The following is a 25,838-nucleotide window of genomic DNA, read 5'->3' as shown; positions in this document are numbered from 1 at the left end:
AGTGCGTGGCGAAGATCAGTCCTTGGACCGCTTTGGGCGTCGCCTGGTCTTTCCAGAGGCGTCTGGCAGCGGCGCGAGCAGCGCCTCGACGTCGGCATCGGTAAACCGGGGCGCGGAGGCATCGGTTCCCTCCAGAATCGAATCAGCCAACGCGGCCTTGCGCTGCTGCAGCTCGTCAATGCGTTCTTCGATGCTGCCCGCGGCAATGAGCCGGTAGATGAACACCGGCTTGTCCTGCCCGATGCGGTGTGCGCGGTCGCTGGCCTGGTTCTCGGCAGCCGGGTTCCACCACGGGTCGAAGTGGATCACGGTGTCGGCCGCGGTGAGGTTGAGGCCGACGCCGCCCGCCTTCAGGCTGATCAGGAACACCGGCACCTCGCCCTCGACGAAGCGCTGGATCGGCACCTGCCTGTCCCGGGTCTGGCCGGTCAGCGTCACGTAGGGCAGGTCGGCTGCGTCCAAGGCCGCACCGATGAGCTCCAGCATGCTGGTGAACTGCGAGAAGACCAGAATGCGGCGGCCCTCGGCCACCAGCTCGGGCAGCATCTGCAGCAGTGCCTCAAGCTTTGCCGAGGCGGGGCGCGCGGTGGCGTTGGTGCCCGGCAGCAGGCGCGGGTCGCAGCAGACCTGGCGCAGCTTCAGCAGCGCATCCAGCACGACGATATGGCTCTGCGCCACGCCCCGGCTTGCGATGGCTTCCTGGACCTGGGTAGCCATCGACGCACGCACGGTTTCATAGAGGTCGCGCTGGCTGCCTTCCAGCGGAATGCTGCGGGTGATGATCGTTTTGGGCGGCAGCTCGCGCGCCACCTGGTCCTTGCGCCGACGCAGCAGGAACGGGCGGGTGCGCTGCGACAGCAGTGTGGCCCGTTGCTGGTCAGCGTTGCGCTCGATCGGGTGGCGCCAGTGCTTGTTGAAACTCTTTTCGCTGCCCAGCAGGTCCGGCAACAGGAAATCAAACTGCGCCCACAGTTCGCCCAGATGGTTCTCCAGCGGCGTGCCGGTGAGACACAGCCGATGGTTGCTGCGCAGGCTGCGCAGCGCGACTGCGGCGCGGGCCTTTGGATTTTTGACCTGCTGCGCTTCGTCCAGGATCAGCAGGTGGTAACTGCAGGTCTGCAACGCCGCCTCGTCGCGCCAGACCAGCGGATAGGTGGTCAGCACCAGGTCGTGCTCTGCGATCTGTCCGAAGCGGTCGGCGCGGTCCGGCCCGTGCAGGACCAATACGCGAAGCGACGGCGTAAAGCGGGCTGCTTCGCTCTGCCAGTTGTGCAGCAGCGAGGTCGGAGCCACTACCAGCGCGGGCGTCTGCAGCCTTCCGCTTTCCTTCTCCAGCAGGATATGGCTGAGCGTCTGCAAGGTCTTGCCCAGGCCCATGTCGTCGGCGAGCACCCCACCCAGGTCCTGCTGCCGAAGGTACTGCAGCCATGCCAGTCCCTCCAGCTGATAAGGGCGCAGCGTGGCCTGCAGTCCTGCCGGCGCCTTCACCGGTGCTGGTGCAGGCGCCTGCCGCAGTCGCCTGGCCAGCGCACGCGTGGCCGCGTTGCCGTCGGTGCGCAGGCCTGCCACGTCCTGCAGCGCGCTCAGGCGACCGCGATCGTGCGCTGCGATTCTGAGCATGCCGCTGCCTTCGGCAAACAGATCGCCCAGCAGCCGGACCAGCGGCTTCACACGGCCGGCTTCGAGGGCGAGCTGGCCATGTTCTCCGGTACGCAGCAGCAGGACTTCCTTGTCCTCGATGGTGTCCAGCGACCCCGCGCTCCACCGCGCGTCGTCGATTAGCAGCTGCTGCAGCAGGGGCGCCAGTGCAACGCGGTGCCCCGAGACTTCGATGTCCAGGCCGACAGTGAGCCAGTTGGGATCGTCGGTATCAGCTTCCACGTCCCAGCTGAAACGTTCGACGCGTGCGATCTGATGGCGGAAGCTGTCATCGGCCGTGACTTCCCAGCCCAGCGCCTGCAGGGCTGGGACCCGTTCCAGGATGAAGGCGCGCCAGTCGTAGGTGGTCAGGTGGAACGCCGTCACCGATTCGGGCAGATCGGCCGGCGCGGTCGGCATCGGCTGCAGGCCCACCGTGCGCAGTTCCTCCAGCCGCTGTGCTTCAGCGACCGGATCCCGCTGCAGCATGGCCAGTTCGCCCTCGGCGTCGTGGACGAACACCGACGGATCGCCTGCGTGTGCGACATGGCCGTCGTAGTCGAAGCTCACCGTCGCCAGGTCCAGTCGGTGCACGCCAGCCCCCCGCCACGGCGGGCGGTGGTCGTGGGTGCCAAGCAGCAGCCGCGGGCGCATGGTCCGGGCGATGATGAGCTTGATGTCCGGCTCGGAAACGGGCGGGCGCGGCAGCGCGGGCGCGGCCAGGCTCAGGACCTGCGCGGCAAGTGTCTGCTCGCCGGGCAGCAGGGTAGGCATGTCGAGGAAGGCCACGGCCTGCTCGATGTCGACCGGCAGCTGGAGGTCACCGACCTCACCGGTCAGCGGATCGAGGTAACAGGCAGCATCGTCGAACACGATGCCGTGCAGCCCTTCCTCGATGTGCAGCGCGGGGGCAAGCATCGTTGCCTCGCCGCTCTGCCCGGACGTCCAGCGCAGCTCCGCAGGCCGGGGTAGACCCTGCCGTGCGCGCACCGGGTGTGGGCCGCCGGCCACCCAGCCCTTGCCGCTGTCCACGATCTGCTGCAGCAGCACGCGCAGGCGAACCTGCGGCGCCCGCTCGGGGACCTGCTGCAGCAGCCACAGCTGGCACAGCAGGCCGATGTCCTGCGGCGACATGTACGGGGGCGGCTCAAGAAACAGCGACGGCGACAGCGGCAGTTTCTTGTCCAGCACTTCGCGGCCGTCCTCCCGGAGGCGGGTGTTCAATACCTCGATGCCGAGGCGGTGAGCTGCCGCCGAGAGCCGGAAGGCAACATCGCGGCCAGGCCCCGGCGCGCTGGCAGCAGGCCGCACGGCGCGCCCGGCATGCCACTGCGACAGGACATCGAGGATGTCCGGGCGCGCTGCGGCCGAGGCAGGCGGCGAGGCAGGCTGGACGTCCTGCGCGGGTCGGTCGAACGCGAGCACCTTTGCCTGGATCAGCGCAGCAGCCAGGTGCTCGCAGGCATTGGGCAATGCACACGAGCACTGCGCATGCAGTCGGTTGCGCCGGCTCCGGGTACTGGCGCCGAGGTCCACGCTGAGATGGAACGGGTGCCTGCCGCGACCGCGTACCCGGCCGCTGAGGTGCTCGCCCTCCAGCGCCAGTTCTTCCACATCGTCCAGCATCCGTCGGGCACGTTCCAGGGTTGCCGCGTTGAACCACCGCAGCAGGTCATTGTCGTTGTAGAACACGTCGCCCATGGCTGTCTGCTTGTCTCACGCTGGGGTGTGCGCGGTCACAGGCCGAGCTCGTCTGCCATCCTACCTATGTGGGAAATGCTGCGCTGCAATCTGCGCTGAAGCGGCAGGGCGCTAGAATCGGCTGATCCTTTGGGTGGGAAAAGTGCAATGGCGCAAGGCAAAGCAGGCAACAAGCGATTCGACAGTGCCGAGCAGGCGCTGCAGGGGGTCGTTGCCGACGGCCAGACCCTGGCAGTCGGTGGCTTCGGACTGTGCGGCATCCCGGAGGCGCTGATTGCCGCACTGCGCGACAGCGGTGTGTCCGGGCTGACGGTGATCTCAAACAATGCCGGTGTCGACGGCTTCGGGCTGGGTCAACTGCTGACCACACGGCAGATCCGCCGGATGATTTCGTCCTATGTGGGCGAGAACAAGGAGTTCGAGCGACAGTATCTGGCCGGTGAGCTGGAGCTGGAGTTCAACCCCCAGGGCACGCTGGCCGAGCGTCTGCGCGCCGGTGGCGCTGGCATTCCGGCCTTCTTCACCGCTACCGGCTATGGCACGGTGGTGGCAGAGGGCAAGGAGACGCGTGAGTTCGATGGCAAGCACTACGTGATGGAAACCGCACTGCGCGCCGACGTTGCCCTGGTCAAGGCGTGGAAAGCCGACGAGGCAGGCAACCTGGTGTTCCGCAAAACCGCACGCAACTTCAATCCTGCCTGTGCGATGGCCGGCCGGGTGTGCATCGCCGAGGTCGAGGAAGTAGTGCCGACCGGCAGCATCGACCCGGACCACGTGCATCTGCCGGGTATCTATGTGCACCGCATCGTGCACAACCCGACTCCTGAAAAACGCATCGAGCAGCGCACCGTGCGTGCGGAGGGCAACTGACATGGCGTGGACCCGTGATGAGATGGCCGCGCGCGCGGCGCGCGAGCTGACCGATGGTGCCTACGTCAACCTCGGTATCGGCCTGCCGACCCTGGTGGCCAACCATATTCCCGATGGGGTGGATGTCTGGCTGCAGTCGGAGAACGGCCTGCTGGGTATCGGCCCATTCCCGACCGAAGCCGAAATCGACGCCGACCTGATCAATGCCGGCAAGCAGACGGTCACTGCGCGCGCGGGTGCCAGTTATTTCGGCAGCCACGACAGCTTCGCGATGATCCGCGGCGGCCACGTGAACCTGGCGATCCTCGGCGCGATGCAGGTCACCGACAAGGGCGATCTGGCCAACTGGATGGTGCCGGGCAAGATGGTCAAGGGCATGGGCGGCGCGATGGACCTGGTGGCCGGCGTGCAGCGCGTGGTGGTGCTGATGGAACACACCGCCAAGGGCGGTGAGCACAAGATCCTGCCGGCATGCACCCTGCCGCTGACCGGCGTGGGCGTGGTCGACCGCATCATCACCGACCTTGCCGTGTTCGATGTCACCGATCAGGGTCTGGTGCTGGTGGAGGCTGCGCCGGGGGTCGAGGATGCCGAGCTGGAACAGAAGACCGGTGTGGCGTTCCGCCGGCACTAGGCCGGCCGTGCCTGCACCCGCCCACGGCCGCTGAAGTCGTCTTCAGTGGCCAGGGCATCCAACCAGCTGCCTGCCTGCCACGGACCTTCGGCCAGCAGCTGCAGTGGCAGCAGAACCGCCTTCGGGTCGAGTTCGATCGCCGCCACATCGCCGCCTACCGCCGCGCAGACATCTTCCAGGAAGGTCAGGGCGCCGCCGTGTACCTCGTCGAGGACGGCGAGTCCCGCCGTGTCGAGCGTGTGGGGGTTGAACACCGGCTGCAGCTTGCCTGCAGCATCGCGGGCGTAGCCGTTGAACTGCCCGTCAGGCGCAGTCAGCAGTGCTTCCAGCAGCAGGTCGTGCTGCAGGATCGGCGAATCCTCGCCGGCCTGGTTGCGGCCGTCGAAGTAGCGCGCTTCGGCCCAGCCGAACGGGGCGACCTGTTGGGCGCCGGCGCGCAGTGCCAGGTACATGCCGCCCACCTGGCGCTCGCTGATGCGTGCGAGGTTGCACTGGATGGTGCCTGCGTAGCCGAGATCGATCACCATCGCGGGCTGGTCACCGGTGACCTCGGTCCACACCTGCTGCCAGTCGTGACGCGCTGCACTGGCGAGCGCCATGATGGCTGGCCGCGCGGGCTGCAGCCATTGCACGACCTCTTCGGCCATCTCCGGCAGGAACACGTTCCGCTCCAGCAGGCTGCCGTCGGTGCCGGCCACGATCGCGCAGACCTGCTCGCCCAGTCGCGCCTGGAGCAGGGCACCCAGGGTGCCGTTGAAGGGCGATGACAGCACGCGCGTCAGGTCGCCGTCCGCAGCCAGTGCCGGCAGTGCCGTCGACCGTCGCGAGGCAAGGAAATAATGCGCTTGCACCGCCTGCATGCCCGGATGCACTTGTGCCAGCACCCGCCATGCCTTTTCCAGCAGGTAGCCTTCGCGGGCCAGCATGAGCAGCGATGGATGCTGCCGAGCGAGCGCGACGTTGACCGTAGCCAACAGGAAATCGAGCAGCAATGGTCCAAGGACCAGGTAGCCGGCATCTGCAGCGTCCAGCAGCGGACGCGGCAGCAGGCGCTGCGGCGCGCTGTCGGCAATGGCGGCAAAGCGGTTGGCCAGCAGGCCTCGCCAGAGCTGTTCCGGCCATGATGCCTGGCTGCCGTGCGGCGCGGCCAGACCACGCAGCCCCGGCACAAGATCGAGTACGGCAGCCGGGCGCAGCACATGCACCGGATTGATAAGGCCCGCGCGCTGCGGCAGCTGGATGTCGGACAGCTCGTTGTCGCCCACATGCAGCCACTGCGCCGTGGCAACCCCATGCCGTGCGCTCCACTGGGCCCAGCTTTCTGGATTGTCCTTGCGCAGGCCGGTCTCGCAGGAAATCCACCAGGTGTCGCACTGTGACCAGACCGAGGGGGGCAGGACCTGCCGCAGTTGTGGAGCGGGCAAGTACATGTCCGACAACGCGGCGACGCGGCGTCCGTGCAGCAGCGGCAGCGCATCAAGTACGGTCTGGCGTGGGCGCAGCAACGCGCGTTCGACGTTCAGCTCCAACGCCATCAGCTCTGCAGCCACTGTTTCGTCCAACCCGGCCTGTCGCGCCAGCTCCTGATAGATCTCCGGCAGCGCAGGGTCGCGCTGCGCCCGTTGCCGCGCTGCACTCTCGGCGTCATCCCGCAATGCGATGAAATCGAGCTGCGGATATGTCGCCGCTACACGATGGGCGAGGAACGAGCGCGCGCCCTGGGGGCTCAGAAAGGGGCGTGTAACCAGCGTATCGAACACATCCACAGTCACCAGCTCGGCCTGGAGAGCCGCCATCTGCAACTGTGCCGCCAGCGGTGCGTGCAGTGCGGCAGCCACGTTGCGCTCGCCTTCGGCAGCCATCTCACGGCTGCCATCGGCGGCGAGGACGCCCAGCCGGTAGCCACGATGCTGCACCACCGGGCCCAGCAGCCGCTCAATTGCATGCTGCACCGTGGCGTCGGTCTGGCCGCGCTCCTCGGGGAAGTCGTCCAGCGTCAGTTCGAGGTCGAACAAGGGGCGGATCGCATCGACACGCGCCCAGAACATCGAGCCTGCGGGATAGTCGAAATAACGGCCCTGCTCCAGCACCAGGCCCATCCTGGCCGCGAGTGCGTCAGCCGCTGCCGCATTGCCCAGCCAAGTGTGGGACCAGGCCGGCAGCGCCTCGTAGGTCTCGGGATGGATCATGCCCAGCGTCGGGGCGGCCTGCAGGGTGCCCAGCAGCCAGGCCAGCCGGTCGCTGTCACCGAACAGGGAGTCAAGCAGGTAGCGCCGCCAGGGATCCTGCCCACTGCCGGTGTAGAGCGACTTCTTGGTATGGATGTGGGCGACGACATCCAGTGCCCTGACCTCGTCAGCGAAGCCCACCAGCAGCGGGGCGATGTCGCGGCCACGGTTGGGCACCTGCAGGATGCGAAGTGCCTGCAGGTTGGGCAGCGCGGCAAAACGATCGCGCGCGAGCTGTGCGGTGTGCTCATCAACGACCGAAACCAGCAGGGTGTAGGGCACCGGCATGGCGGCCAGAGCCTCGGCAAACTCGTCGATGAGATCGGCATAGAACACGTGGGCCATCACGCCGACCTTCAGTGTGATGTCGGCCACCGGAACCGGCGCGGGCAGCGGGACCGCATGCGCAGGGAGCGGCACGTGCCGGCGGGGTGTGCTGGCACTGCGCAGGCGTTGCACCAGACCGCGTACGCCCAGTGCCGAGAGCACGGCCAGCGCGCGTTTCAGCACCGAGGCCAGGCCACGCAGGCCGCCGCCGTGACGGCGGATTGAGCGCTGGGCCGCTTGCAGGTAACGTCGCAGGCTCACGATGCTGTTCTCCTGTGACGTGTCGCGGAGGAGGGCAAGGGGCGGGCGACGAGGTCGCGCGGGAAAGAAGCAGGGCAGGCCATCAGCGCATTGTCCTGCGTGTTCCAGCCTCCGGCAAATGCAGGTCATCCGTCCAGTCTGTCCAGGAGTCCTTGTGCATGTCTGTTTTCCCGTCACCTCCACTGGCCGGCGCCGACGTCCGTCATCTGCCCGGCTGGCTTTCGGCCGAGCAGGCCACGGCGCTGCACCAGCAGCTGCTGCAGCAGGTGCCCTGGCAGGTCCATCGCATCCGCATGTTCGGGCGCTGGGTCGACTCGCCTCGGCTGAGCTGCTGGATGGGCGACCCACAGGCGCGCTATCGCTATTCGGGTGCGACCTTCGAGGCGGCACCGTGGCTGCCTGCCCTGCTGCCGCTGCGTGACCGGCTGCAGGACGCGCTGCACGTGCCGTTCAACAGTGTGCTGCTCAACCGCTACCGCAACGGCGCCGATGGCATGGGCTGGCACAGTGATGACGAGCCCGAACTGGGCCCGGCACCGGTGATTGCCTCGCTCAGTGTGGGCGACGCGCGCCGCTTCGTGCTGCGCCAGCGCGCTGCACCGGCGGTGAAGCAGGAATACCTGCTGCAGCATGGCGATCTGCTGGTCATGGCTGGCGCGACCCAGCAGCTGTGCCAGCACGCGCTGCCCAAGACCGCCAAGGCCGTGGGTGAGCGTATCAACCTGACCTTCCGTCACATCATCGGGTGAGGATGGGGAGGTGGGTTGGTGTGCGCGGTGGAGGAAGAGCCGCGCTTCGCGCTCGCCGGGCAGAGCCCGGCGCTACGAAAGCAGAGTCCGGCGCTACGAGAGCAGGCCGGGTTTGCCGCGCTTACGGGGTCTGGCGGTCGTTGCGGGCGTTGATCAGGGTCCAGCCGACGATTTCGGTGGTGGCCTGCGCCAGGCTGCGCTCCAGCGCGGCGGCAACCGCCGGCACGGCGGTGCTGCCTACCGGCACGGACTGGCGGAAGGTGCGGTCGCTGACCACGCGCTGGTCCACCACATGCACCAGCTTGGCGTTGATCTCGATGATCCCCGTCGGCGTGGTCTGGCCCGCATAGTCGGCCTCGAAGCGGCGTACATCCAGCGCCAGTTTGTAGTCGGCGCGGATGCCGGTGGCCGACCGGGCGACACCCTGGATGCGGCCGGAATCCTCGAAACCGCGCAGCACGGTTTCTTCGACCATATCGGTGGCCGGCTGGGCCCAGGTGGCGCCCTTGTAGACCTCCAGTTCCGAGGGCGTCGGCCGCACGTTGATGCGCGGGCTGTCGACCATGCGGGCTGCGCTGGGCTTGGCGATCACCAGCTGGTAGTCCGCCTGCGGCCAGCTGGGATCGGCCTTGATCTGCACCGACGGTGCGTAGATGGTCACCGGGTCGCGGCTGCTGCCGGACAGCACCGAACATCCGGTCAAGGCAGCCAGCATGACGGCGGGCACCAGCAGGCGGGGAAGGATCATCTTCATTCGGGTTCGAACTCCTTCGGTGCGTCGCGGCCGAGCAGGTAGCGCGCGGGGTTGTTTTCCAGGCGGTCACTGACCCGGCGCAGGTCGCGGATCAGGCCACGCAGTTCATTCAAGGTCGGCCCCAGCTGGCCGAGGCCGTCGCTGGCGAAGCTGTTGATCGCCGCGCGGTTCTCGCCAAGGATCGAGTCGGCGTTGCCGGCGGCCGAGTCCAGCTTGGTCAGGGTGGTGTCCAGCTTGTCCAGGATGCCCGGCAGCTGCTGCACCAGGTTCTGGTCCAGGCGCTGGATGGTGCCGTTGGTGGTCTTGAGCGTGGTGTCCAGGCTGCGTGCGGCATCACGCGCGCTGAGCAGCAGCGCCTGGGTGCCCTGGTCGCGGTCGGCCAGGCCGCCGCTGATGGTCTCCAGGTTCGCCAGGGTGGCGTTGATGGAGGCCACGTTGCGGTCGCTGAGGATCTGGTCCATGCGCTCGACGATGCGGTTGGCCACATCGGTGATGTTCTGCAGCGCCGACGGCGTGGTCGGAATGATCGGCGCAACGTCCTTGTTGACCGAGGTCAACGCGGGCGACTGCGGCGTGCCACCGCTGAGCTGGATGATCGAGGGGCCGGTCAGGCTGGTGATCGCGAGCTTGGCGCGGGTATCGGTCTTCACCGGGGTGGTGGAGTTGAGGCGGATGCGCGCGACCACCTGGCGCGGGTCATCGGGTACCAGGCTGAGCTCGGTGATCGAGCCGACCGCGATGCCGTTGTACTGCACCGGGCTGCCGACCGACAGGCCGGTGACGGCTTCGCGGAAGACCACGCGGTACTCCTGCCAGGTGCGGTCGGAGGAGTATTTGGCTGCCCACAGGCCGAAGGCCAGCAGGGCCAGGCCGGTGATCAGGGTGAACGCGCCGATCAGCACGTAGTTGGCTTTGGTTTCCATGCGTCATGCACTCTCGGTCGGTTCGCCGCGCGCAGCACGTGCGCGTGGTCCGTGGAAGTATTCCTGGATCCAGGGATGGTCCAGCTTTTCCAGCTCGGCCAGCGGGGCGTTGGCGATGACCTTGCGGTCGGCCAGCACCGCCACGCGGTCGCAGATCGAATACAGCGTGTCCAGGTCGTGGGTGATCAGGAACACGGTCAGTCCCAGCGCTTCCTGCAGGGTCTTGATCAGGCGGTCGAAGGCGGCCGCGCCGATGGGATCCAGACCCGCAGTGGGCTCGTCCAGGAACAGCAGCGGCGGGTCCAGGGCCAGCGCCCGTGCCAGCCCGGCGCGCTTGCGCATGCCGCCGGAGAGCTGGGAGGGCAGCTTGTTGATCGCATCGGCTGGCAGGCCGGCCAGCTTCACCTTCAACAGGGCCAGTTCGTAATGCCAGCGCTCGGGCAGTTCGCTGTGGTGTTCCTTCAGCGGCACCTGCACGTTCTCGCCCACGGTCAGCGAAGAAAACAGGGCGCCGTCCTGGAACAGCACGCCGGTGTTGCGCTCGATGTGCAGACGGCTTTCCTCGTCGCCATCGCGGGCGTTGCGGCCGAGTACCTCGATCTGCCCGGCATCGGGCGTGCGCAGCCCGAGGATGGAGCGCATCAGCACCGACTTGCCGGTACCCGATCCGCCGACCACGCCAAGGATTTCCCCGCGACGTACGTCCAGGTCAAGCTCGTCATGCACGGTCTGGCTGCCGAACCGGTTGATCAGTCCGCGCACGCGGATGGCCATCGGCTGCGTGTCGACGTCGTCGGCAGGGGTTTGGATATCGCGCATGCTCACCAGCCCATGTGCATGAACCACAACGCGGCGAACGCGTCGAGGATGATCACCAGCGAAATGGTCTGCACCACGCTGGAGGTGGTGCGCTCACCGACCGACTGCGCGGTGCCTTCGACCTTCAGGCCTTCCAGGCAGCCGATCAGGCCGATGACCAGCGCGAACACCGGTGCCTTGGCCAGGCCGACCAGCAGATGGCGCACTTCCATGGTTTCGTGCATGCGCGCGATATACATCTGCGGCGGAATATCCAGATCGAACGCGCCCACCGTGATGCCGCCGGCCAGACCGGCCGCCATGGCGATGAAGGTCAGCAAGGGCAGGGTGATCAGCAGGGCGATCACCCGTGGCAGCACCAGCAGGTCGATGGGGTCCAGACCGAGCGTGCGCATGGCGTCGATTTCCTCGCGCGCCTTCATCGCACCGATCTGCGCGGTGAACGCACTGGCCGTGCGACCGGCCAGCACGATGGCGGTCAGCAGCACGGCGAACTCGCGCAGGAAGGCGATGTTCACCAGCTCCACCACGTAGATCTCCGCACCGAAGTCGCGCAGGATCGTCGAGCCGAGGAAGGCGATGACGGCACCCACCAGATAGGACAGCAGGGCCACCAGCGGTACGGCGTCCAGGCCGACCTGTTCCATCTGGTGCACGGTGGCAGTCAGTCGGAACCGACGCGGCTGCTTCACCAGACGCAGGCCCTTGGCCAGGTTCTCGCCGAGGAAGCTGCACAGGGCCACGATGTTGCGCGCGGTGGCATGCACGCTGGCACCCAGGCGTTCCAATGCGGCCAGCACGCCGAAATCGCGCTTTCCCTTGGGGCGGTCGTCGGCTACTTCCTCGATGGTGCTCACCAGCGCCTGGTGATCGCTGCGGAACTGCAGCGCGTCCTCAGCCAGATCGGCCTGATGCGCCACGCGCAGGATCTGCAGCACACCGGCCGAGTCCAGCTGGTCGATGCCGGTCGCATCGATGCCCTGCAACGGCTTGGGCATGGCGCCCAGCGTCTCGGCGGACTGCAGGGCCGTGCGCAGCGTCCAGCTGCCGGACAGCACGATCCAGCCGGGGTTGTCCGGGGCGGGCTGCAACTGGGGAGCGTTGGTTGGGGTCATGGTCGGCATCAATGATGCAGCATAGCGTGTGCATGTCGCATGCAGCGGTAAGTCCAGTCTGAATCTATCGCCGGGACCGTACTGCCCGGGCCTGCACTGGGTGATACTAGCGGGCATGTCCAGCGACGCCACTCCCATCACCTCGCCCCAGGCCACCTATGCGCAACGGGTGGCGTTTGTCTGCGAGATCGCCGGCCGCCTGCATGGCTATGGGACGACCGCGCAGCGGTTGGAGGCCGCCGTGGTGGCCCTGGCACAACGGCTGGATCTGGATTGTGAGCCGTGGTCGAATCCGACCGGGCTGATCCTGAGTTTCAGCGACCCGACCCAGGCCATCGGCTCGAGCGACATCACCCGCGTGATCCGGCTGGCGCCGGGTGAGAACGACCTGCACAAGCTCAGCGTGGCCGACCAGATCACCGAAGAGGTGGCCAATGGCCGGTTGAGCATTGCCCAGGGGCACACCGCGCTGCGCCAGCTTGACCGCGATCCGGGCCGCGCCGGCCAGGTGCGCACCATCCTGTCCTTCAGTCTCGGCGCGGCCGGCGTGGCCGGGCTGTGGAAGCTGCCGTGGGTGGATATCGCCACGGCCGGTGTCATCGGCCTGCTGATCGGCGTGCTGGGCATGTTCACCAACCGGCGCGCGGCAACCCGTGAGGCGGCCGAGGCATTGGCGGCCCTGCTGGCGGGTCTGGTGGCCGTGCTGGTGGCCAGCCTGGTGGCGCCGTTGAACCTCAATACGGTCATCATCGCCTCGCTGGTGGTGCTGCTGCCAGGTATGTCGCTGACCAACGCGGTCAATGAACTGGCCAGCCAGCACTGGGTGTCGGGCACGGCGCGGCTGGCCGGTGCGCTGACCACGATCATGAAGCTCACCGTGGGCGCGGTGATTGCGGTGACCCTGGCCGGTATTTTCGGGCTGGAGCCGATGGTGCGGGCCTCACGGCCGCAGGCCGGCTGGGTGGAGTGGGGGGCACTGCTGCTTGCAGCCTTCGCCTTTGCGATGCTGTTCAAGGCCAGCCGGCGTGACATTCCCTGGGTCATCGCGGCCTCGGTGGCCGGTTATGCGATTTCCAAATTCGGTGGGCTGGCCTGGGGCATGCCGGCCGGTGTGTTTCTGTCGGCGATGCTGTTGACGGCGGCCGGCAATCTGTTTGGCCGCATCGTGCAGCGCCCGGGGGCGATCATCCGCCTGCCCGGCATCATCATGCTGGTGCCGGGCAGTACCAGTCTGCGCGGGGTGTTGACCCTGGTGCAGCAGCAGGACATGGCGGCCGGCCAGACGGTGCTGTTGACCGTATTGAACGTGGTAATGGCGCTGGTGGCCGGGCTGCTGTTCGGCAACCTGCTGGTACCGGCCCGGAAGACGTTGTGAGGGCAAGGGCAGCGCCAGGCTGGTGTGTGCATCGGGGAACGGGCTGTCGATAGTGGTGGAGCTTTACCGCCGCAGCAACAGCAACAGAAACAGCAACAGCAACAGCGTCGGCTGCTGGCTTGTCATGCGGGGGGCGGGCGGGGGTGGGTTTGCGGGGGACGGCAAAAACTGCGTCCTGCGTGCCTTGTTTCGCGCCATCCATGGCGCTCGACACCCCCGAAAACCCACCCCGGCCCACCGTTGACATGTTCCCATCGACGGCCGGAGCGGCGGCTGCGTGCGCCTGCTGTGTGTCTTGAACCTGGTAGGTGACGACCGTTGGTCGTCACGCTGTTGATCCTGAATCTGCCGTCGTAAGGGGGCGCTCGTGATCGACCCTCTGCCTGCGCTCTGGTCAACCGCGTAAAAGAAAAACGCCGGCGCAAGGCCGGCGTTTCTGAAGGACGAAAGGATCAGGCCTTCTTGATCAGGTAATCCTCGACCTTCTTGCCCTTGGAGGTCAGTTCCGCCAGCCAGCGCGGCTGCTTGCCACGACCACTCCAGGTTTCCTTCGGGTTGGCCGGGTTGCGGTACTTCGGTGCCACCTTGCCCAGCTTGCGGCCGGCGGTCTTCGACGGGGCCTTGGCTGCCTTGCGCGCACGCGGTGCCGGGGCGGCGCCGAATACTTCCTCCACGCTGTAGCCTTCGGCCTTGATCAGCTTCATCAGCTGGGCGCGGACCTTGGCCAGCGGGCGGCGCTTGGCAACGATGGTCTGCTGCTTCTTGGCGTTGCGGATCAGCGCGCCGAGTTCACGGGCAGACAGCGTGGACAGATCAATGCTCATTCAATGCTCCAGATAATGTTGGACGGGGACGCCCAATCCTTGGCGCTGCAGGGAGGATAATGCGCATTATCTCCAAGCACAAACATCATCTGTTTTCGTGAAGGCGGCGAGAACGAATCAGGCCGGGTTTCCCCGGCCTGATTCTGTTCAACCCAGCAGCTTGCGCAGCAGTGTGTCGCGATCGAGGCTTTCGGCCTCGCTGGCCGTACGTGCGCGGTATTCGAACGTTCCGGCAGTCAGGCCGCGTTCGGATACCACCACCCGGTGCGGTACGCCGATCAGTTCCATGTCGGCGAACATCGCGCCCGGACGCAGGCCGCGATCGTCCAGTGCCGCATCCAGACCACCCGCACGCAGGGTGTCCAGCAGCTCGGCGGCCGCGGCGTTCACTGCTTCGTCGCCCTTCGGGTTGATGACGCAGACCACCACCTGCCACGGGGCCATCGCATCGGGCCAGATGATGCCGGCCTCGTCGTGGTTCTGTTCGATGGCCGCCGCGACAATGCGCGAAATACCGATGCCATAGCAGCCCATGCTCATGACGGCGGCCTTGCCGTTCTCGTCCAGAACGGTGGCATTGAGCGCGGCCGCATAGGTGCGACCCAGCTGGAACACGTGGCCCACTTCAATGCCGCGGGCAATCTTCAGTTCACCGCCGTCGTGGGCGCGGTCGCCCTCGAGCACGTTGCGCAGGTCGGCCACTTCGGGTTCGGCCACATCGCGACCCCAGTTGACACCGGCAAGGTGGAAACCGGCTTCGTTGGCGCCCACCACGAAGTCGGCCATCGCGGCCACCTCGCGGTCGGCCACCACGCGCACCACCCGGGCCGGCGCGACCGGGCCGAGGAAACCGGGCGCGCACCCCAGGTAATCGGCGATTTCCGCCTCGCTGGCCAGACGGTGCTCGGCCAGGCCAGGCACCTTGGCCAGCTTGATCTCGTTGACCTCATGGTCGCCACGCACCAGTGCCAGCACGAAGCCTTCGTCGGTCATCAGGGCCACCGACTTGACCGTGCGCTGGAGCGGAATACCGAGCAGGGCGGCCACGTCGGCACAGGTTTTCTGGGTCGGGGTCTCGACCCTGCGCATGGCTTCGGCGGCGGCGGGGCGCGGGGCCGGGTCGGCGGCGATCGCCGCCTCCATGTTGGCGGCGTAGTCCGAGCCGGTGGAGAACACCAGCGCGTCCTCGCCGGAATCGGCGATCACGTGGAACTCCTGCGAGGCATCGCCGCCGATGGCGCCCGAGTCGGCCTGCACCATGCGGAACTCCAGCCCCAGACGGGTGAAGATGCGGTTGTAGGCCGCCTTCATGTTCTCGTACTCGCGCACCAGGTCGGCGTCGTGCAGGTGGAAGGAGTAGGCGTCCTTCATCAGGAACTCGCGGGCGCGCATCACGCCGAAGCGCGGGCGGATCTCATCGCGGAACTTGGTCTGTACCTGATAGAAATTGACCGGCAGCTGCTTGTAGCTGGAAAGCTCCTGACGCGCGAACTCGGTGACGGCTTCTTCGGCGGTCGGGCTGTAGCAGAACTCCTGCTCCTTGCGGTCCTTGATCTTCAGCAGCTGGCCGCCGAACTTCTCCCAGCGGCCGGTGGCGTCCCACAGCTCGCGCGGCTGGATGGTCGGAATCTGCAGCTCCACCGCGCCGGCGGCATCCATTTCCTCCCGCACGATGCGCTCGACCTTGCGCAGCACGCGCAGGCCCAGCGGCGACCAGGTGTACAGCCCCGAGGCCAGCTTGCGGATCATGCCCGCGCGCAGCATCAGCCGGTGGCTGGTCAGCTCGGCATCGCTGGGGGTTTCCTTGGTGGTGTGCAGATGGAACTTGGACAGGCGCATGGCGGCATTCGGTCAGGCAGAGAGCCGCTATTCTGCCAGCCTGGCGGCCTTCATGGGGCGCAGCGGCCGGTGCCGGCTCAGCCCGGCACGGTGCACCAGGCCTTGATTGCCGCCTCGGCCAGGGCGCGCTGGTTGTCGCGCTGTGCGCTGCCCAGCTCCGTTTCGGCGATGCCGTCGCCATCCAGGTCCTGCATCACGGCCCCGCTGCCCTGCAGCGCGGTCAGGTTCTGCCGCGCGGTCGTGCACTGCGGCGGCTCGGCCGGTACGGTGCGGGTCGCCGGCGCCGCCGTTGCGCCCTCGACGGGATCGCGGGTCAGCGGCCGGGTTTCGTAGGGCCGCGCGGGCGGCGGGGTCGCGCTGTACTGGGTCACCCCATTGGCGTCCTTCCATTTGTAGACCTGTGCGGCCACCGCGGGCGCACTGGTCAGCAACAGCAGGGTCAGGCAGCTCATCAGACGCATGGGGCTCGGCCGGCTCGGAAGTGTGCCGATTGCAGCACCGGCGCCGTCGGCTGGCAAGTCGATTAAACTCGGGGCATGGATCCGATCTCACCCCCGCCCCGTTCGCGCGCGATCTACCTGCTGCCGAACCTGTTCACGACTGCCGGCCTGTTCGCCGGCTTCTACGCCATCATCGCCGCCGCCAACGGTGACTTCGTCAACGCCAGCATCGCCGTGTTCGTCGCGGCGGTGATGGATGGGCTCGACGGCCGGGTTGCCCGCCTCACCGGTACCAGCAGCGAGTTCGGCGTGCAGTACGACTCACTGGCCGACCTGGTGAGTTTCGGCATGGCCCCGGCGCTGGTGATGTATCACTGGGCACTGTCCTCGCTGAAGTTCGACGGCGAGCTGGCCGGCCGGCTGGGCTGGTCGATCGCATTCCTTTATGCCGCCTGCGCGGCACTGCGCCTGGCGCGCTTCAACACGCAGGTCGCCGTGGTCGACAAACGCTGGTTCATCGGCCTGGCCAGTCCTGCGGCTGCCGGCCTGATGATGTCCTTCGTCTGGGCCTTCGCCGACGGCAACCTGGGCTGGAGCGGGGAGCAGCTGCGCTACGTGGCGCTGGGCGTCACCCTGGTCTCTGCCCTTCTGATGGTCAGCCGCATCCGTTTCTGGAGCTTCAAGGGCGGCGGCCGGGGCCCCGGTGCCGACCGTGTGCCGTTCCTGGTGCTGGCGCTGCTGCCCATCTTCATTGCCATCGCGGTCATCGATCTGCCGCGCGTGCTGCTGGCGGTCGGCGTTGTCTATGCGCTGTCGGGCCCCACGATGTGGGTGATGCAGCGGATGCGCCGGAAGACGGAGCAGGCGTGAGCGAGACCCTGCCCGTGCTGTGGACCCCGGCCCAGCAGGCCTGGCTGCAGGCCATGGGCTATACCGTCTTCCACGACGGTGAGCTGGCTGCCGCGCTGGAGGCTGCCGTGCAGTTGAGCGTGGCCGAGGCCACACCGGCGCCGGCGATGGCCGAGGCACCGGCGGCCGAGGTCGTGCCGCCGGCAGCACGCGCGCCGTTGGTGCAGGCAGCGCCACGGCGCAGCGCACCTGCCGCGCCGTCGACCGAGCGAGAAGCGCAGGGTCGAGGAGGGGCCAGCCTGACGTCGGGCACCGGCACCCGACAGCCTGCCGTGCGCCTGCCGGACCGCCTGCAGATCGCCTTGCTGCGTGCGTCGGGCTGCAATCCCAACGACCCGGCGACCCAGGCCTTGATGGAAAGCTGGCCGCTTGAGCAGCTGCGCCGCGATCCGGCTGCCAAGCGCGCGCTGTGGCCGAGCCTGCGCGCGCTGCGGCGCAAGGCGCGCGGATGAGCGCGGCGGGTCGAACGGCGCGGGCTGCGCTGCGTCCATTGCGCGAGAGTGATCTCAATGCGGTGATGGCGATCGAGGTGCGCGGGTATCCTTACCCATGGACACGCGGCATCTTCATCGACTGCCTGCGCGCCGGTTACCCCGGCCTGGCCATGGAGCAGGACGGGCTGCTGGTCGGCTACGCGCTGCTCAGCATTGCCGCCGATGAGGCGCACCTGTTGAACATCTGCGTGGATCCGCTGAGCCAGACCCGTGGGCTTGGACGGCAACTGCTGCGCGCGATGGTGGCGCTGGCGCGCGACCGCCGTGCGCAGCGCATCTTTCTTGAAGTGCGGCCGTCCAACACGCCCGCACTGGCGCTTTACGAGAGCGAAGGCTTCAACGAGATCGGCCGGCGTCCGCGCTATTACCCGGCCGCCGACGGCCGCGAGGACGCGCTGGTGATGGCGATGGAGCTGGTTGACGATGACATCCAGGTGATGCCGCCGTTGTAGGGCCGCGCGTGGCCGTAGAGCAGACCCTGCGGTCGGCTGCTCTTCGATCAGGTTGCGCTGAACCTGCCGCGCAGCGCGCGGAGCCGACCATGGGGTCGGCTCTACTGGGGCCGGTGGGTTACAGCTTGGCGCGTTGCTCGCGCAGGCCGGTCAGCTGGGTGTTCCAGTCGGCCAGACGAACGCGCTCCTGCTCGACCACGGCGGCAGGCACCTTGTCGGTGAACTTGCCGAGCTTGGTCTCGCTCTTTTCCTTCTCCGCTTCCACCCGGCCGATTTCCTTGTCCAGGCGTGCGCGCTCGGCGTCGAGATCAACCAGCCCTTCCAGCGGTACCAGCAGCTTGAGCTCACCGACGATCGCGGCGGCGGCCGGCGGGGTGCTTTCCGCTTCGTCCAGCCACTGGATGCTTTCCAGCTTCAGCAGGAAGGCGAGCGATGCGCTGAAGCGCTCGATGCGCACGCGGTCCTGTGCCAGACCTGCCTGCAGGCGCAGCGGTACCAGCCTGGACGGGGCGACATTGAGTTCGCTGCGCACGCGACGCACTGCGCTGATGATCGCCTTGAGCCACTCGACGTCGGCCTCGGCGTGGGCGTAGTCACCGGCGAACTCGTCGGCGCTCGGGTAAGGACGCAGCGACAGCGTGGTCTCGCTCAGGCCCAGTCGCGGGGCCACCTGCTGCCACAGCTGCTCGGTGATGAACGGGGTCAGCGGATGCAGCAGGCGCAGCAGCGCTTCCAGCACGTACAGCACGGTGTGGCGCGTGCTGTCCGCATCGGCGGCGTCACCGCCGTTGAGCGCCGGCTTGCTCAACTCCAGGAACCAGTCGCAGAACGCATTCCAGGCAAACTCGTACAGGCACTGTGCGAGCAGGTCGAAACGGTAGGCGGCAAAGTGCCCCTGCGCTTCGGCAGTGGTGGCGGCCAGGCGGGCGAGGATCCAGCGCTCGGCATCGGTGCGCGGCTTCGGTGCACCGGTGAAAGCGGCGCCTTCGGTGTTCATCAGCGCGAAGCGGCTGGCATTCCAGAGCTTGTTGCAGAAGTTCTTGTAGCCCTCGGCGCGGCTCATGTCGAACTTGATGTCGCGGCCATGGGTGGCCAGCGCGGCGATGGTGAAGCGCAGGGCGTCTGCACCGTGGGCGATGATGCCGTCCGGGAACTCCTTGCGGGTGGCCTTCTCGACCTTTTCGGCCATCTTCGGCTGCATCAGTCCGCCGGTGCGCTTGGCCACCAGGTCGTCGATGCTGATGCCATCGATGATGTCCAGCGGGTCGAGCACGTTGCCCTTGCTCTTGGACATCTTCTGGCCCTGACCATCGCGGATCAGGCCGGTGAAGTAGACGTCCTTGAACGGGATCTTCCCGGTCAGGTTGTCGGTGGCCATGATCATGCGGGCCACCCAGAAGAAGATGATGTCAAAGCCGGTGACCAGCACCGACGAGGGCAGGTAGCGGTCGAAGCCACGCTCGGCCATCGCTTCGACATTGGGCCAGCCGAGGGTGGAGAACGGCCAGATCTGCGAGGAGAACCACGTCTCCAGCACATCGCTTTCCTGCTCGAGCACGACATCGCTTGCGAGCGCGTGGGTGGCACGCACTTCGTCTTCGCTGCGGCCCACGTAGCAGGCACCGGTGGCCTTGTCGAACCAGGCCGGAATGCGGTGGCCCCACCAGAGCTGGCGGCTGATGCACCAGTCCTGGATGTTGGTCATCCAGTGGCGGTAGGTGTTGATCCAGTTCGGGGGCACGAAGCCGATGGCCCCGCTCTCGACCAGCTCCAGCCCGCGCTTGGCCAGCGCGTCCATCTTCACGAACCACTGGTCGGTGAGGTAGGGCTCGATCACCTGGCCGGTGCGGTCACCACGCGGCACCTGCAGCTTGTGCGCGCGCGTCTCGACCAGTACACCCAGGTCTTCCAGCTCGGCCAGCACGGCCTTGCGCGCGGCGTAGCGGTCCAGGCCCTGGAAGCGCTCGGGCGCGTTCTCGTTCAACGCGGCCACCGGAGTGAACAGGTTGATCATCGGCAGGCCATGGCGCACGCCGACCTGGTAGTCGTTGAAATCGTGCGCCGGGGTCACCTTGACCACGCCGGTACCGAAGGCACGGTCGACGTAATCGTCGGCGATCACCGGCACGCGGCGGCCGGTCAGCGGCAGCACCACGCTGCGGCCGATCAGGTGCAGGTAACGCTCGTCTTCCGGATGCACCATCACCGCGGTATCGCCCAGCAGCGTCTCCGGCCGGGTGGTGGCCACCACCAGGTAGTCGCGGGTTTCGCGCAGGGTTTCCACGCCGTCGGCATCGCGTTCGATGTGCTCGTAGGTGAGCCCTTCATCGAGCTGATAGGCAATCGACCACAGGAAACCGTCTTCCTCGGCGCCTTCCACTTCCAGGTCGGAAATGGCGGTCTTCAGTACCGGGTCCCAGTTGACCAGACGCTGGCCGCGGTAGATCAGGCCCTGCTCGTGCCAGCGCACGAAGGCCTCCACCACCGCCGCCGACGGCTGCGGGTCCATGGTGAAGGTGCTGCGTGACCAGTCGGCCGACGTACCCAGCCGGCGCATCTGCCGCTCGATGATGTCACCGGACTGGTGCTTCCACTCCCACACCTTGCCGATGAACCCCTCGCGGCCCAGCGAGTCGCGGGTTTCACCCTTGCCTTCCAGCGCCAGGTTGCGGCTGACCACCATCTCGGTGGCGATGCCCGCATGGTCGGTACCCACCTGCCACAGCGTGTCGTAGCCGCGCATGCGGTGGTAGCGCACCAGCGCGTCCATCAGGGTCTGCTGGAAGGCATGACCCATGTGCAGCGTGCCGGTCACGTTCGGCGGCGGCAGCAGGATGGTGTAGGGCTCGCCCTGGCCGGACGGCTTGAAGTGGCCGGCGTCCTCCCAGGCCTGGTAAAGATCGGTCTCGAAGGACTTGGGGTCGTAGCTGGAGGCGAGTTGGGTCATGCGGGGAAACCAGATGGGGGCAGTGGGGAATCAGCGCGGGCCGAAGGCGCGGCGGATTTTCGCGTCGGTGTGGTACTGGCTGACGGCGTAGGCGGCCCAGATGGCCGCCGGGATCCAGCCCAGCACGGTGATCTGCAGGATCAGGCAGACGATGCCGGCAAGCGGACGGCCGATGGTGAAAAAGGCCAGCCAGGGCAGCAGCAGGGCGATCAGAAGGCGCATCAGGAAGCTCCGTGGAATCAGAAGTGACTTACATGTCGTGCTTGGACAGCGCGTAACCGGCATCCTTGTACTGCCGCCAGCGCTCACGCAGCGGCTCGCGGGCGGCCGGATCGGCCGGCACCACCTCCAGCACGCGCTCGCACTCGCCCATCCAGGGCTGGTCACGCAGGTTGATCACCAGGGGACGGGCCGGTGCCTCGCTGCCGGGTGCGGCGATCAGCACCAGCGCTTCGTCCTCGTCCATGTCCTCACCGGCGATCTGGTGCGGAATGTAGGCGTCATCATCGAACGCCCACAGCAGCTCGTCCAGTTCCTCGGCCTGGGCCTGGTCGCGGGCCAGCACCAGCGTCTGCAGCCCGGCGTCATTGGCCTTGCGGGCCAGCTCGCAGACCAGGCGCAGCGGCTCGGTCAGGAAGCGGGGCTTGGCAATCAGGTAGAAATCGGCGCGGGGCATGGCAGGGTCCGAAGCGGGCAGGGAGCCGGCGGGGCCGGCAGCGTTCCGGCCGGCAGGCGCCGGCCGGGAACGGGGACAGCATCAGGCGCGGGCGACCTGGTCAAGCAGCCACTGGCTCAGCAGCCCGACCGGGCGACCGGTGGCCATGCCGCGCTTGCCTTCGTCGCTGGCCACGCCGGCGATGTCCAGATGCGCCCAGCGCTGGCCTTCGGCGAAACGCGACAGGAAGCAGCCAGCGGTGATCGCACCGGCCCAGCGGCCGCCGATGTTGTAGACGTCGGCGAAGCTCGAATCCAGCATCGGCTGGTATTCGTCCCACAGCGGCAGGCGCCAGGCGCGGTCGAAGACGTGCTCACCGGCGGCCAGCAGCTCGTTGGCGAGGTCGTCGTGCTTGGTCATCAGGCCGGCGGTCTGATGGCCCAGGGCCACCATGCAGGCACCGGTCAGGGTGGCCACGTCCACCAGCGCGGCCGGCTCGAAACGCTGCGCATAGGTCAGCGCATCGCACAGGATCAGGCGGCCTTCGGCATCGGTGTTGCCCACTTCGATGGTCTTGCCGGACATCGAGGTGATCACGTCCGAGGGACGGTAGGCGTTGCCGTCGATGGCGTTTTCCACCGCCGGCACCACCACCACCAGGTTCAGCGGCAGCTGTGCCTTGACGGCGGCGACGAAGGTGCCGATGACGTTGGCGCCACCGCACATGTCGAACTTCATTTCCTCGATGCCGCCCTGGGTCTTCAGGTTGACGCCGCCGGTATCGAAGGTGATGCCCTTGCCGACCAGCACGTACGGCTTGGCATCGCCACCGTTGTTCCACTTGAGCACCACCAGCCGGGGCCGGTTGGCCGAGCCACGGGCCACAGACAGCAGCGAGCCCATGCCCAGCGCTTCCATCTGCTGTTCGTCGAGGATCTCGGCTTCGGCGCCGGCATGCTCGCCGGCGAACTTGACCGCCACCTCGGCCAGGTAGGCCGGGTTGCAGTAGTTCGGCGGCAGGTTGCCCAGCTCACGGGCGTATTCCACGCCAGCGGCAATGGCCTGGCCCTGCGCCAGCGCCTGATCGTCCTGACCGGCGATGGCCAGCTGCGCCAGGCCGGCCTCGTCGTTCTTCTTCTTGCCGAAGGTGGCGGTGTAGCGGTAGCTGGCGTGGTCGGCGGCGATGATCGCCTGGCGGATGTTCCAGGCCGCGTCGCGGTCGTTTACCGGCAGCTCGGTCAGGGTGAACAGCGCGGTGCGGCTGGCACCGGTCTTCAGGGCGCGGGCCGCATCGCCGGCGGCCTTGATGTACTGGGCCACGCCGAAACGGGCGGACTCGCCCAGGCCGACGACCAGCACGCGCTTGGCGGCGACGCCGGGGACATCGTGCAGCAGGGTGGTGGCGCCGGTCTTGCCGGGCAGGTCACCGCGCTGGGCCAGAGCGGCCAGGCGGCCGCCACTGGCCGCATCGACGGCCTGGGCGGCGGGCGACAGGGTATGGTCGGCATAGGCGCCGACGACCAGACAATCCACCTCGGCCGAGGTGGGCGCAACGTGGTTCAGGGTGAATTCGAGGGCCATTGATCAGATTCCGTTGGCAAATCCGTACAATCGCGAAGCATTTACGTCCAGCCGTTAGACTGGGCATTCGACGCGAACGAACCCGAGAGTTTAAACCACCGCCCCATGTTGAAGCTCGACCGCTACCTGCTGGGCGATTTCGTCCAAAGCTTTCTGGCCACCCTGATCGTCCTGCTGGTGGTCAGCGTGGGCGGTGTGCTGGTGGATATCCTCGGCAACATCGCCGATGGCCGGCTGCCGGCTCGCCTGCTGTTCTCGCAGCTGGGCCTGCAGTTCATCGTCTACATGCCGCTGATCCTGCCGCTGGCGCTGATGCTGGGCCTGCTGCTGGCCGTGGCCCGGCTCTACCGGGACTCGGAAATGGCGGTGCTCACCGCCATCGGGGTCGGCCCGCGCCGCCTGCTGCGGCCGCTGCTGATGCTGGTGGTGCCGGTGGTGGTGCTGGTGGCGGCCTGCTCGCTGTGGCTGGGCCCCTGGGCCGACCGCACCAGCGAGCGGCTGATCGACGAGGCCAACCGCAGCGTGCTGATGGCCGGGCTGGAAGCCGGGCGCTTCACCAACCTGCCCAATGGCGGCGTGGTCTACCTCAGCGCGGTCTCGCCCGACGGGACGCGGCTTGGCAAGGTGTTCATGCAGCGCGAGCGTGACGGTCGGCTGGAAGTGGTGTCGGCCGCCAATGGCCAGCTCACCTTCGAGGGCGCCACCCAGCGCTACCTGCAGCTCAATGACGGGCACCAGATCGAGGGGCCGGTCGGTGAAGGGCTGGACTATCGGCTGGTGACCTTCGCCCGCAACGATGTGGCCATGCCTGACGGGGCCCAGACCCGCAGCAATGACGACCCCGAGCTGCTGCCGACCACGGCGCTGTTCGGCGACCCGCGGCCGCAGGCGCAGGCGCAGCTGCATGGCCGGCTGGCACCGCCGCTGATCGCGCTGGCCTTCGCCCTGCTGACCGTGCCGCTGGCGCGCAGCTCGCCACGGCAGCAGCGCTACGGTCGGATGATGCTGGCCTTCCTGGCCTACATGGTCGGCATGAACATGACTTTCATCGGCACCGGCTGGATTGCCAACGGCAGGATTCCGGCGGCACTGGGACTGTGGTGGCTGACCCTGCCGTTGCTGGGGCTTGCCATCTGGATGTACGCACGTGATGGCCGCCTGCCCGGCCGCAAGCAGGGAGCCCAGGCATGATCGCGCGGCCGATGCGGTTTGATTACTACCTGGGCCGGGCGGTGTTCGGCACCGTGCTGCTGACCTGGGCCGTGCTGGTGGGGCTCGACGTGGTGATGGCGTTTTCCGGCGAGTTCAAGGACGTGGGCAAGGGCGGCTACACGCTCGGCCACGCGGCGGCCTGGGTGCTGTACACGGTCCCGCGACGTGCCTATACGATGTTCCCCACCGCTGCCGTCATCGGCGCGCTGCTCGGGCTGGGCCAGATGGCCGCCACCTCCGAGCTGACCGCACTGCGCGCACTCGGGCTGTCGCGCAAGCGGCTGAGTGTCTCGGTGGCCATTGCCCTTTCTCTGCTGACCGCGATGATGGCCATCAGTGCCGAAACGCTGGGTCCGTGGGCCGAACAGCGCGCCGACAACATCCGGGTCAGTGCGCGCTACGGCTATGGCCTCTCGCAGATCCGCTACAACAGCCTGTGGGCGCGCGAGGGCGACACCTTCCTCAACGCCAAGACCGGTGAAGAGCAGCTGCAGGACAACGGTGGAACGCGGTTGATCCTGCACGACGTGCGCCTGTACAAGGTCGACGAAGCCGGCGATGTCACCAGCATCACCCATGCCGACACGGTCGAGCACGATTCGACGCAGGGATGGACGCTGAAGAACGCACGCCGCGATGTGATCGGTGAGCGCAGCGTCACCCGCGAAGTGATTGCGCAGGAAAAGTGGGATTCCAAGCTCGACGCCGGCGCGCTGGCCACGGGTATCTCCAAGCCGCGCAACCTGAGCGTCGGCGACCTGCGCAACAGCATCGAGTACCGCGAGCGCAATGGTCTGGATGCGCGCGACTTTGAGGATGTGTACTGGAGTCGCTGGTTCTACCCGATCAACGTGCTGGCGCTGTGTCTGGCCGCCGTGCCGTTCGCCTTCGGCTCACTGCGCAGTGGCGGCATGGGCAAGCGTCTGTTCCTGGGCATGCTGTTCGCGCTCGGCTTCTGGCTGCTGCAGCTGTTCTTCGGCCGCATGGCCGGTGCGCTGAAGTTCGACTACCGCATCGCCTATGCGCTGCCTCCGATTGTGATGCTGGTGGTCTCCGGCCTGCTGTTCCGCCGCAAATCCGGGTAGTGCCGG

At 67.4% G+C, this 25,838-nt stretch carries 22 protein-coding genes; 9 read left to right on the top strand and 13 right to left on the bottom strand.

Annotation, left to right across the window (positions count from 1 at the left end):
- Nucleotides 1-15: 15 nt before the first annotated feature.
- Nucleotides 16-3,339: a DEAD/DEAH box helicase gene (locus tag RZA67_RS13200; protein ID WP_317213181.1), complete on the bottom strand. Its 3,324-nt coding sequence runs from the start codon at nt 3,337-3,339 to the stop codon at nt 16-18.
- A gap of 147 nt (nt 3,340-3,486) precedes the next feature.
- Between RZA67_RS13200 and RZA67_RS13195 the strand changes: the two genes are divergently transcribed.
- Nucleotides 3,487-4,209, top strand: coding sequence for a CoA transferase subunit A (locus RZA67_RS13195; protein ID WP_317213180.1), 723 nt, complete (start codon nt 3,487-3,489; stop codon nt 4,207-4,209).
- 1 nt (nt 4,210) lies between these two features.
- On the top strand, nt 4,211-4,843 hold the full coding sequence (locus RZA67_RS13190; protein ID WP_317213179.1) for a CoA transferase subunit B: 633 nt from the start codon (nt 4,211-4,213) through the stop codon (nt 4,841-4,843).
- Here RZA67_RS13190 and RZA67_RS13185 read toward each other — a convergent pair.
- Complete coding sequence (locus RZA67_RS13185; protein WP_317213178.1) at nt 4,840-7,659, bottom strand: rhamnan synthesis F family protein; 2,820 nt, start codon at nt 7,657-7,659, stop codon at nt 4,840-4,842. The genes RZA67_RS13190 and RZA67_RS13185 overlap by 4 nt on opposite strands.
- Nucleotides 7,660-7,817: 158 nt before the next feature.
- On the opposite strand from RZA67_RS13185, the gene RZA67_RS13180 reads away from it, so the two are divergent.
- Nucleotides 7,818-8,408, top strand: a complete 591-nt coding sequence (locus tag RZA67_RS13180; protein WP_317213177.1) for an alpha-ketoglutarate-dependent dioxygenase AlkB — start codon at nt 7,818-7,820, stop codon at nt 8,406-8,408.
- A 121-nt stretch (nt 8,409-8,529) separates the two neighbouring features.
- Here RZA67_RS13180 and RZA67_RS13175 read toward each other — a convergent pair whose 3' ends face one another.
- Genes RZA67_RS13175 through RZA67_RS13160 form a run of 4 tightly spaced genes read right to left on the bottom strand, consistent with a single transcriptional unit; the run spans nt 8,530 to nt 12,019 of the window.
- Complete coding sequence (locus RZA67_RS13175) at nt 8,530-9,162, bottom strand: ABC-type transport auxiliary lipoprotein family protein (RefSeq protein ID WP_317213176.1); 633 nt, start codon at nt 9,160-9,162, stop codon at nt 8,530-8,532.
- Entirely contained in the window at nt 9,159-10,085 is a 927-nt protein-coding gene (locus tag RZA67_RS13170; RefSeq protein ID WP_317213175.1) for an MlaD family protein, read from the bottom strand. Before RZA67_RS13170 ends, RZA67_RS13175 begins: the two co-directional genes overlap by 4 nt.
- Nucleotides 10,086-10,088: 3 nt before the next feature.
- On the bottom strand, nt 10,089-10,904 hold the full coding sequence (locus RZA67_RS13165; protein WP_317213174.1) for an ABC transporter ATP-binding protein: 816 nt from the start codon (nt 10,902-10,904) through the stop codon (nt 10,089-10,091).
- Nucleotides 10,905-10,906: 2 nt separating this feature from the next.
- Nucleotides 10,907-12,019, bottom strand: a complete 1,113-nt coding sequence (locus RZA67_RS13160; RefSeq protein WP_317213173.1) for an ABC transporter permease — start codon at nt 12,017-12,019, stop codon at nt 10,907-10,909.
- A 115-nt stretch (nt 12,020-12,134) separates the two neighbouring features.
- On the opposite strand from RZA67_RS13160, the gene RZA67_RS13155 reads away from it, so the two are divergent.
- Nucleotides 12,135-13,394 carry a threonine/serine exporter family protein gene (locus RZA67_RS13155; protein WP_317213172.1) on the top strand — a complete coding sequence of 420 codons (1,260 nt, stop codon included), beginning with the start codon at nt 12,135-12,137 and terminating at the stop codon, nt 13,392-13,394.
- 452 nt (nt 13,395-13,846) lie between these two features.
- On the opposite strand, the gene RZA67_RS13150 is transcribed toward RZA67_RS13155, so the two are convergent.
- From RZA67_RS13150 to RZA67_RS13140, 3 genes are all read right to left on the bottom strand, one after another.
- The gene (locus RZA67_RS13150) at nt 13,847-14,218 is read right to left on the bottom strand and encodes an H-NS histone family protein (protein WP_317213171.1); all 372 of its coding nucleotides are present in this window, start codon (nt 14,216-14,218) and stop codon (nt 13,847-13,849) included.
- Between the two features lie 147 nt (nt 14,219-14,365).
- Nucleotides 14,366-16,057 (bottom strand): proline--tRNA ligase, encoded by a 1,692-nt coding sequence (locus tag RZA67_RS13145; protein ID WP_317213170.1) that lies wholly within the window; start codon nt 16,055-16,057, stop codon nt 14,366-14,368.
- Nucleotides 16,058-16,134: 77 nt separating this feature from the next.
- The gene (locus RZA67_RS13140) at nt 16,135-16,518 is read right to left on the bottom strand and encodes a DUF4124 domain-containing protein (protein ID WP_317213169.1); all 384 of its coding nucleotides are present in this window, start codon (nt 16,516-16,518) and stop codon (nt 16,135-16,137) included.
- 75 nt (nt 16,519-16,593) lie between these two features.
- On the opposite strand from RZA67_RS13140, the gene pssA reads away from it, so the two are divergent.
- From pssA to rimI, 3 genes are read left to right on the top strand one after another with little or no spacing between them, the layout of a single operon-like run.
- Nucleotides 16,594-17,367 carry a CDP-diacylglycerol--serine O-phosphatidyltransferase gene (pssA, locus tag RZA67_RS13135; RefSeq protein WP_317213168.1) on the top strand — a complete coding sequence of 258 codons (774 nt, stop codon included), beginning with the start codon at nt 16,594-16,596 and terminating at the stop codon, nt 17,365-17,367.
- Nucleotides 17,364-17,858 carry a hypothetical protein gene (locus RZA67_RS13130; RefSeq protein WP_317213167.1) on the top strand — a complete coding sequence of 165 codons (495 nt, stop codon included), beginning with the start codon at nt 17,364-17,366 and terminating at the stop codon, nt 17,856-17,858. Before pssA ends, RZA67_RS13130 begins: the two co-directional genes overlap by 4 nt.
- Entirely contained in the window at nt 17,855-18,352 is a 498-nt protein-coding gene (rimI, locus tag RZA67_RS13125; protein ID WP_317213166.1) for a ribosomal protein S18-alanine N-acetyltransferase, read from the top strand. The genes RZA67_RS13130 and rimI overlap by 4 nt, the downstream gene beginning before the upstream one ends.
- 118 nt (nt 18,353-18,470) lie before the next feature.
- On the opposite strand, the gene RZA67_RS13120 is transcribed toward rimI, so the two are convergent.
- The 4 genes from RZA67_RS13120 to RZA67_RS13105 form a co-directional block, all read right to left on the bottom strand.
- Nucleotides 18,471-21,299, bottom strand: a complete 2,829-nt coding sequence (locus RZA67_RS13120) for a valine--tRNA ligase (RefSeq protein ID WP_317213165.1) — start codon at nt 21,297-21,299, stop codon at nt 18,471-18,473.
- Between the two features lie 30 nt (nt 21,300-21,329).
- A complete protein-coding gene (locus RZA67_RS13115) occupies nt 21,330-21,521 on the bottom strand; it encodes a YqaE/Pmp3 family membrane protein (protein ID WP_317213164.1) in 192 nt (63 codons plus the stop codon).
- Nucleotides 21,522-21,549: 28 nt separating this feature from the next.
- Nucleotides 21,550-21,975, bottom strand: a complete 426-nt coding sequence (locus RZA67_RS13110) for a DNA polymerase III subunit chi (RefSeq protein WP_317213163.1) — start codon at nt 21,973-21,975, stop codon at nt 21,550-21,552.
- 81 nt (nt 21,976-22,056) lie between these two features.
- Nucleotides 22,057-23,535 (bottom strand): leucyl aminopeptidase, encoded by a 1,479-nt coding sequence (locus tag RZA67_RS13105; protein WP_317213162.1) that lies wholly within the window; start codon nt 23,533-23,535, stop codon nt 22,057-22,059.
- A 105-nt stretch (nt 23,536-23,640) separates the two neighbouring features.
- Here RZA67_RS13105 and lptF point away from each other — a divergent pair, with 105 nt between their 5' ends.
- Nucleotides 23,641-24,726 carry an LPS export ABC transporter permease LptF gene (gene lptF, locus RZA67_RS13100; protein WP_317213161.1) on the top strand — a complete coding sequence of 362 codons (1,086 nt, stop codon included), beginning with the start codon at nt 23,641-23,643 and terminating at the stop codon, nt 24,724-24,726.
- Entirely contained in the window at nt 24,723-25,832 is a 1,110-nt protein-coding gene (gene lptG, locus RZA67_RS13095; RefSeq protein WP_317213160.1) for an LPS export ABC transporter permease LptG, read from the top strand. The genes lptF and lptG overlap by 4 nt, the downstream gene beginning before the upstream one ends.
- The last annotated feature ends 6 nt before the right edge of the window (nt 25,833-25,838 follow it).

This window comes from Stenotrophomonas sp. C3(2023), from assembly GCF_032911385.1.
In the GTDB taxonomy this organism is placed as follows: Bacteria; Pseudomonadota; Gammaproteobacteria; order Xanthomonadales; family Xanthomonadaceae; genus Stenotrophomonas.
This window is presented reverse-complemented; position numbering and strand designations above follow the sequence as displayed.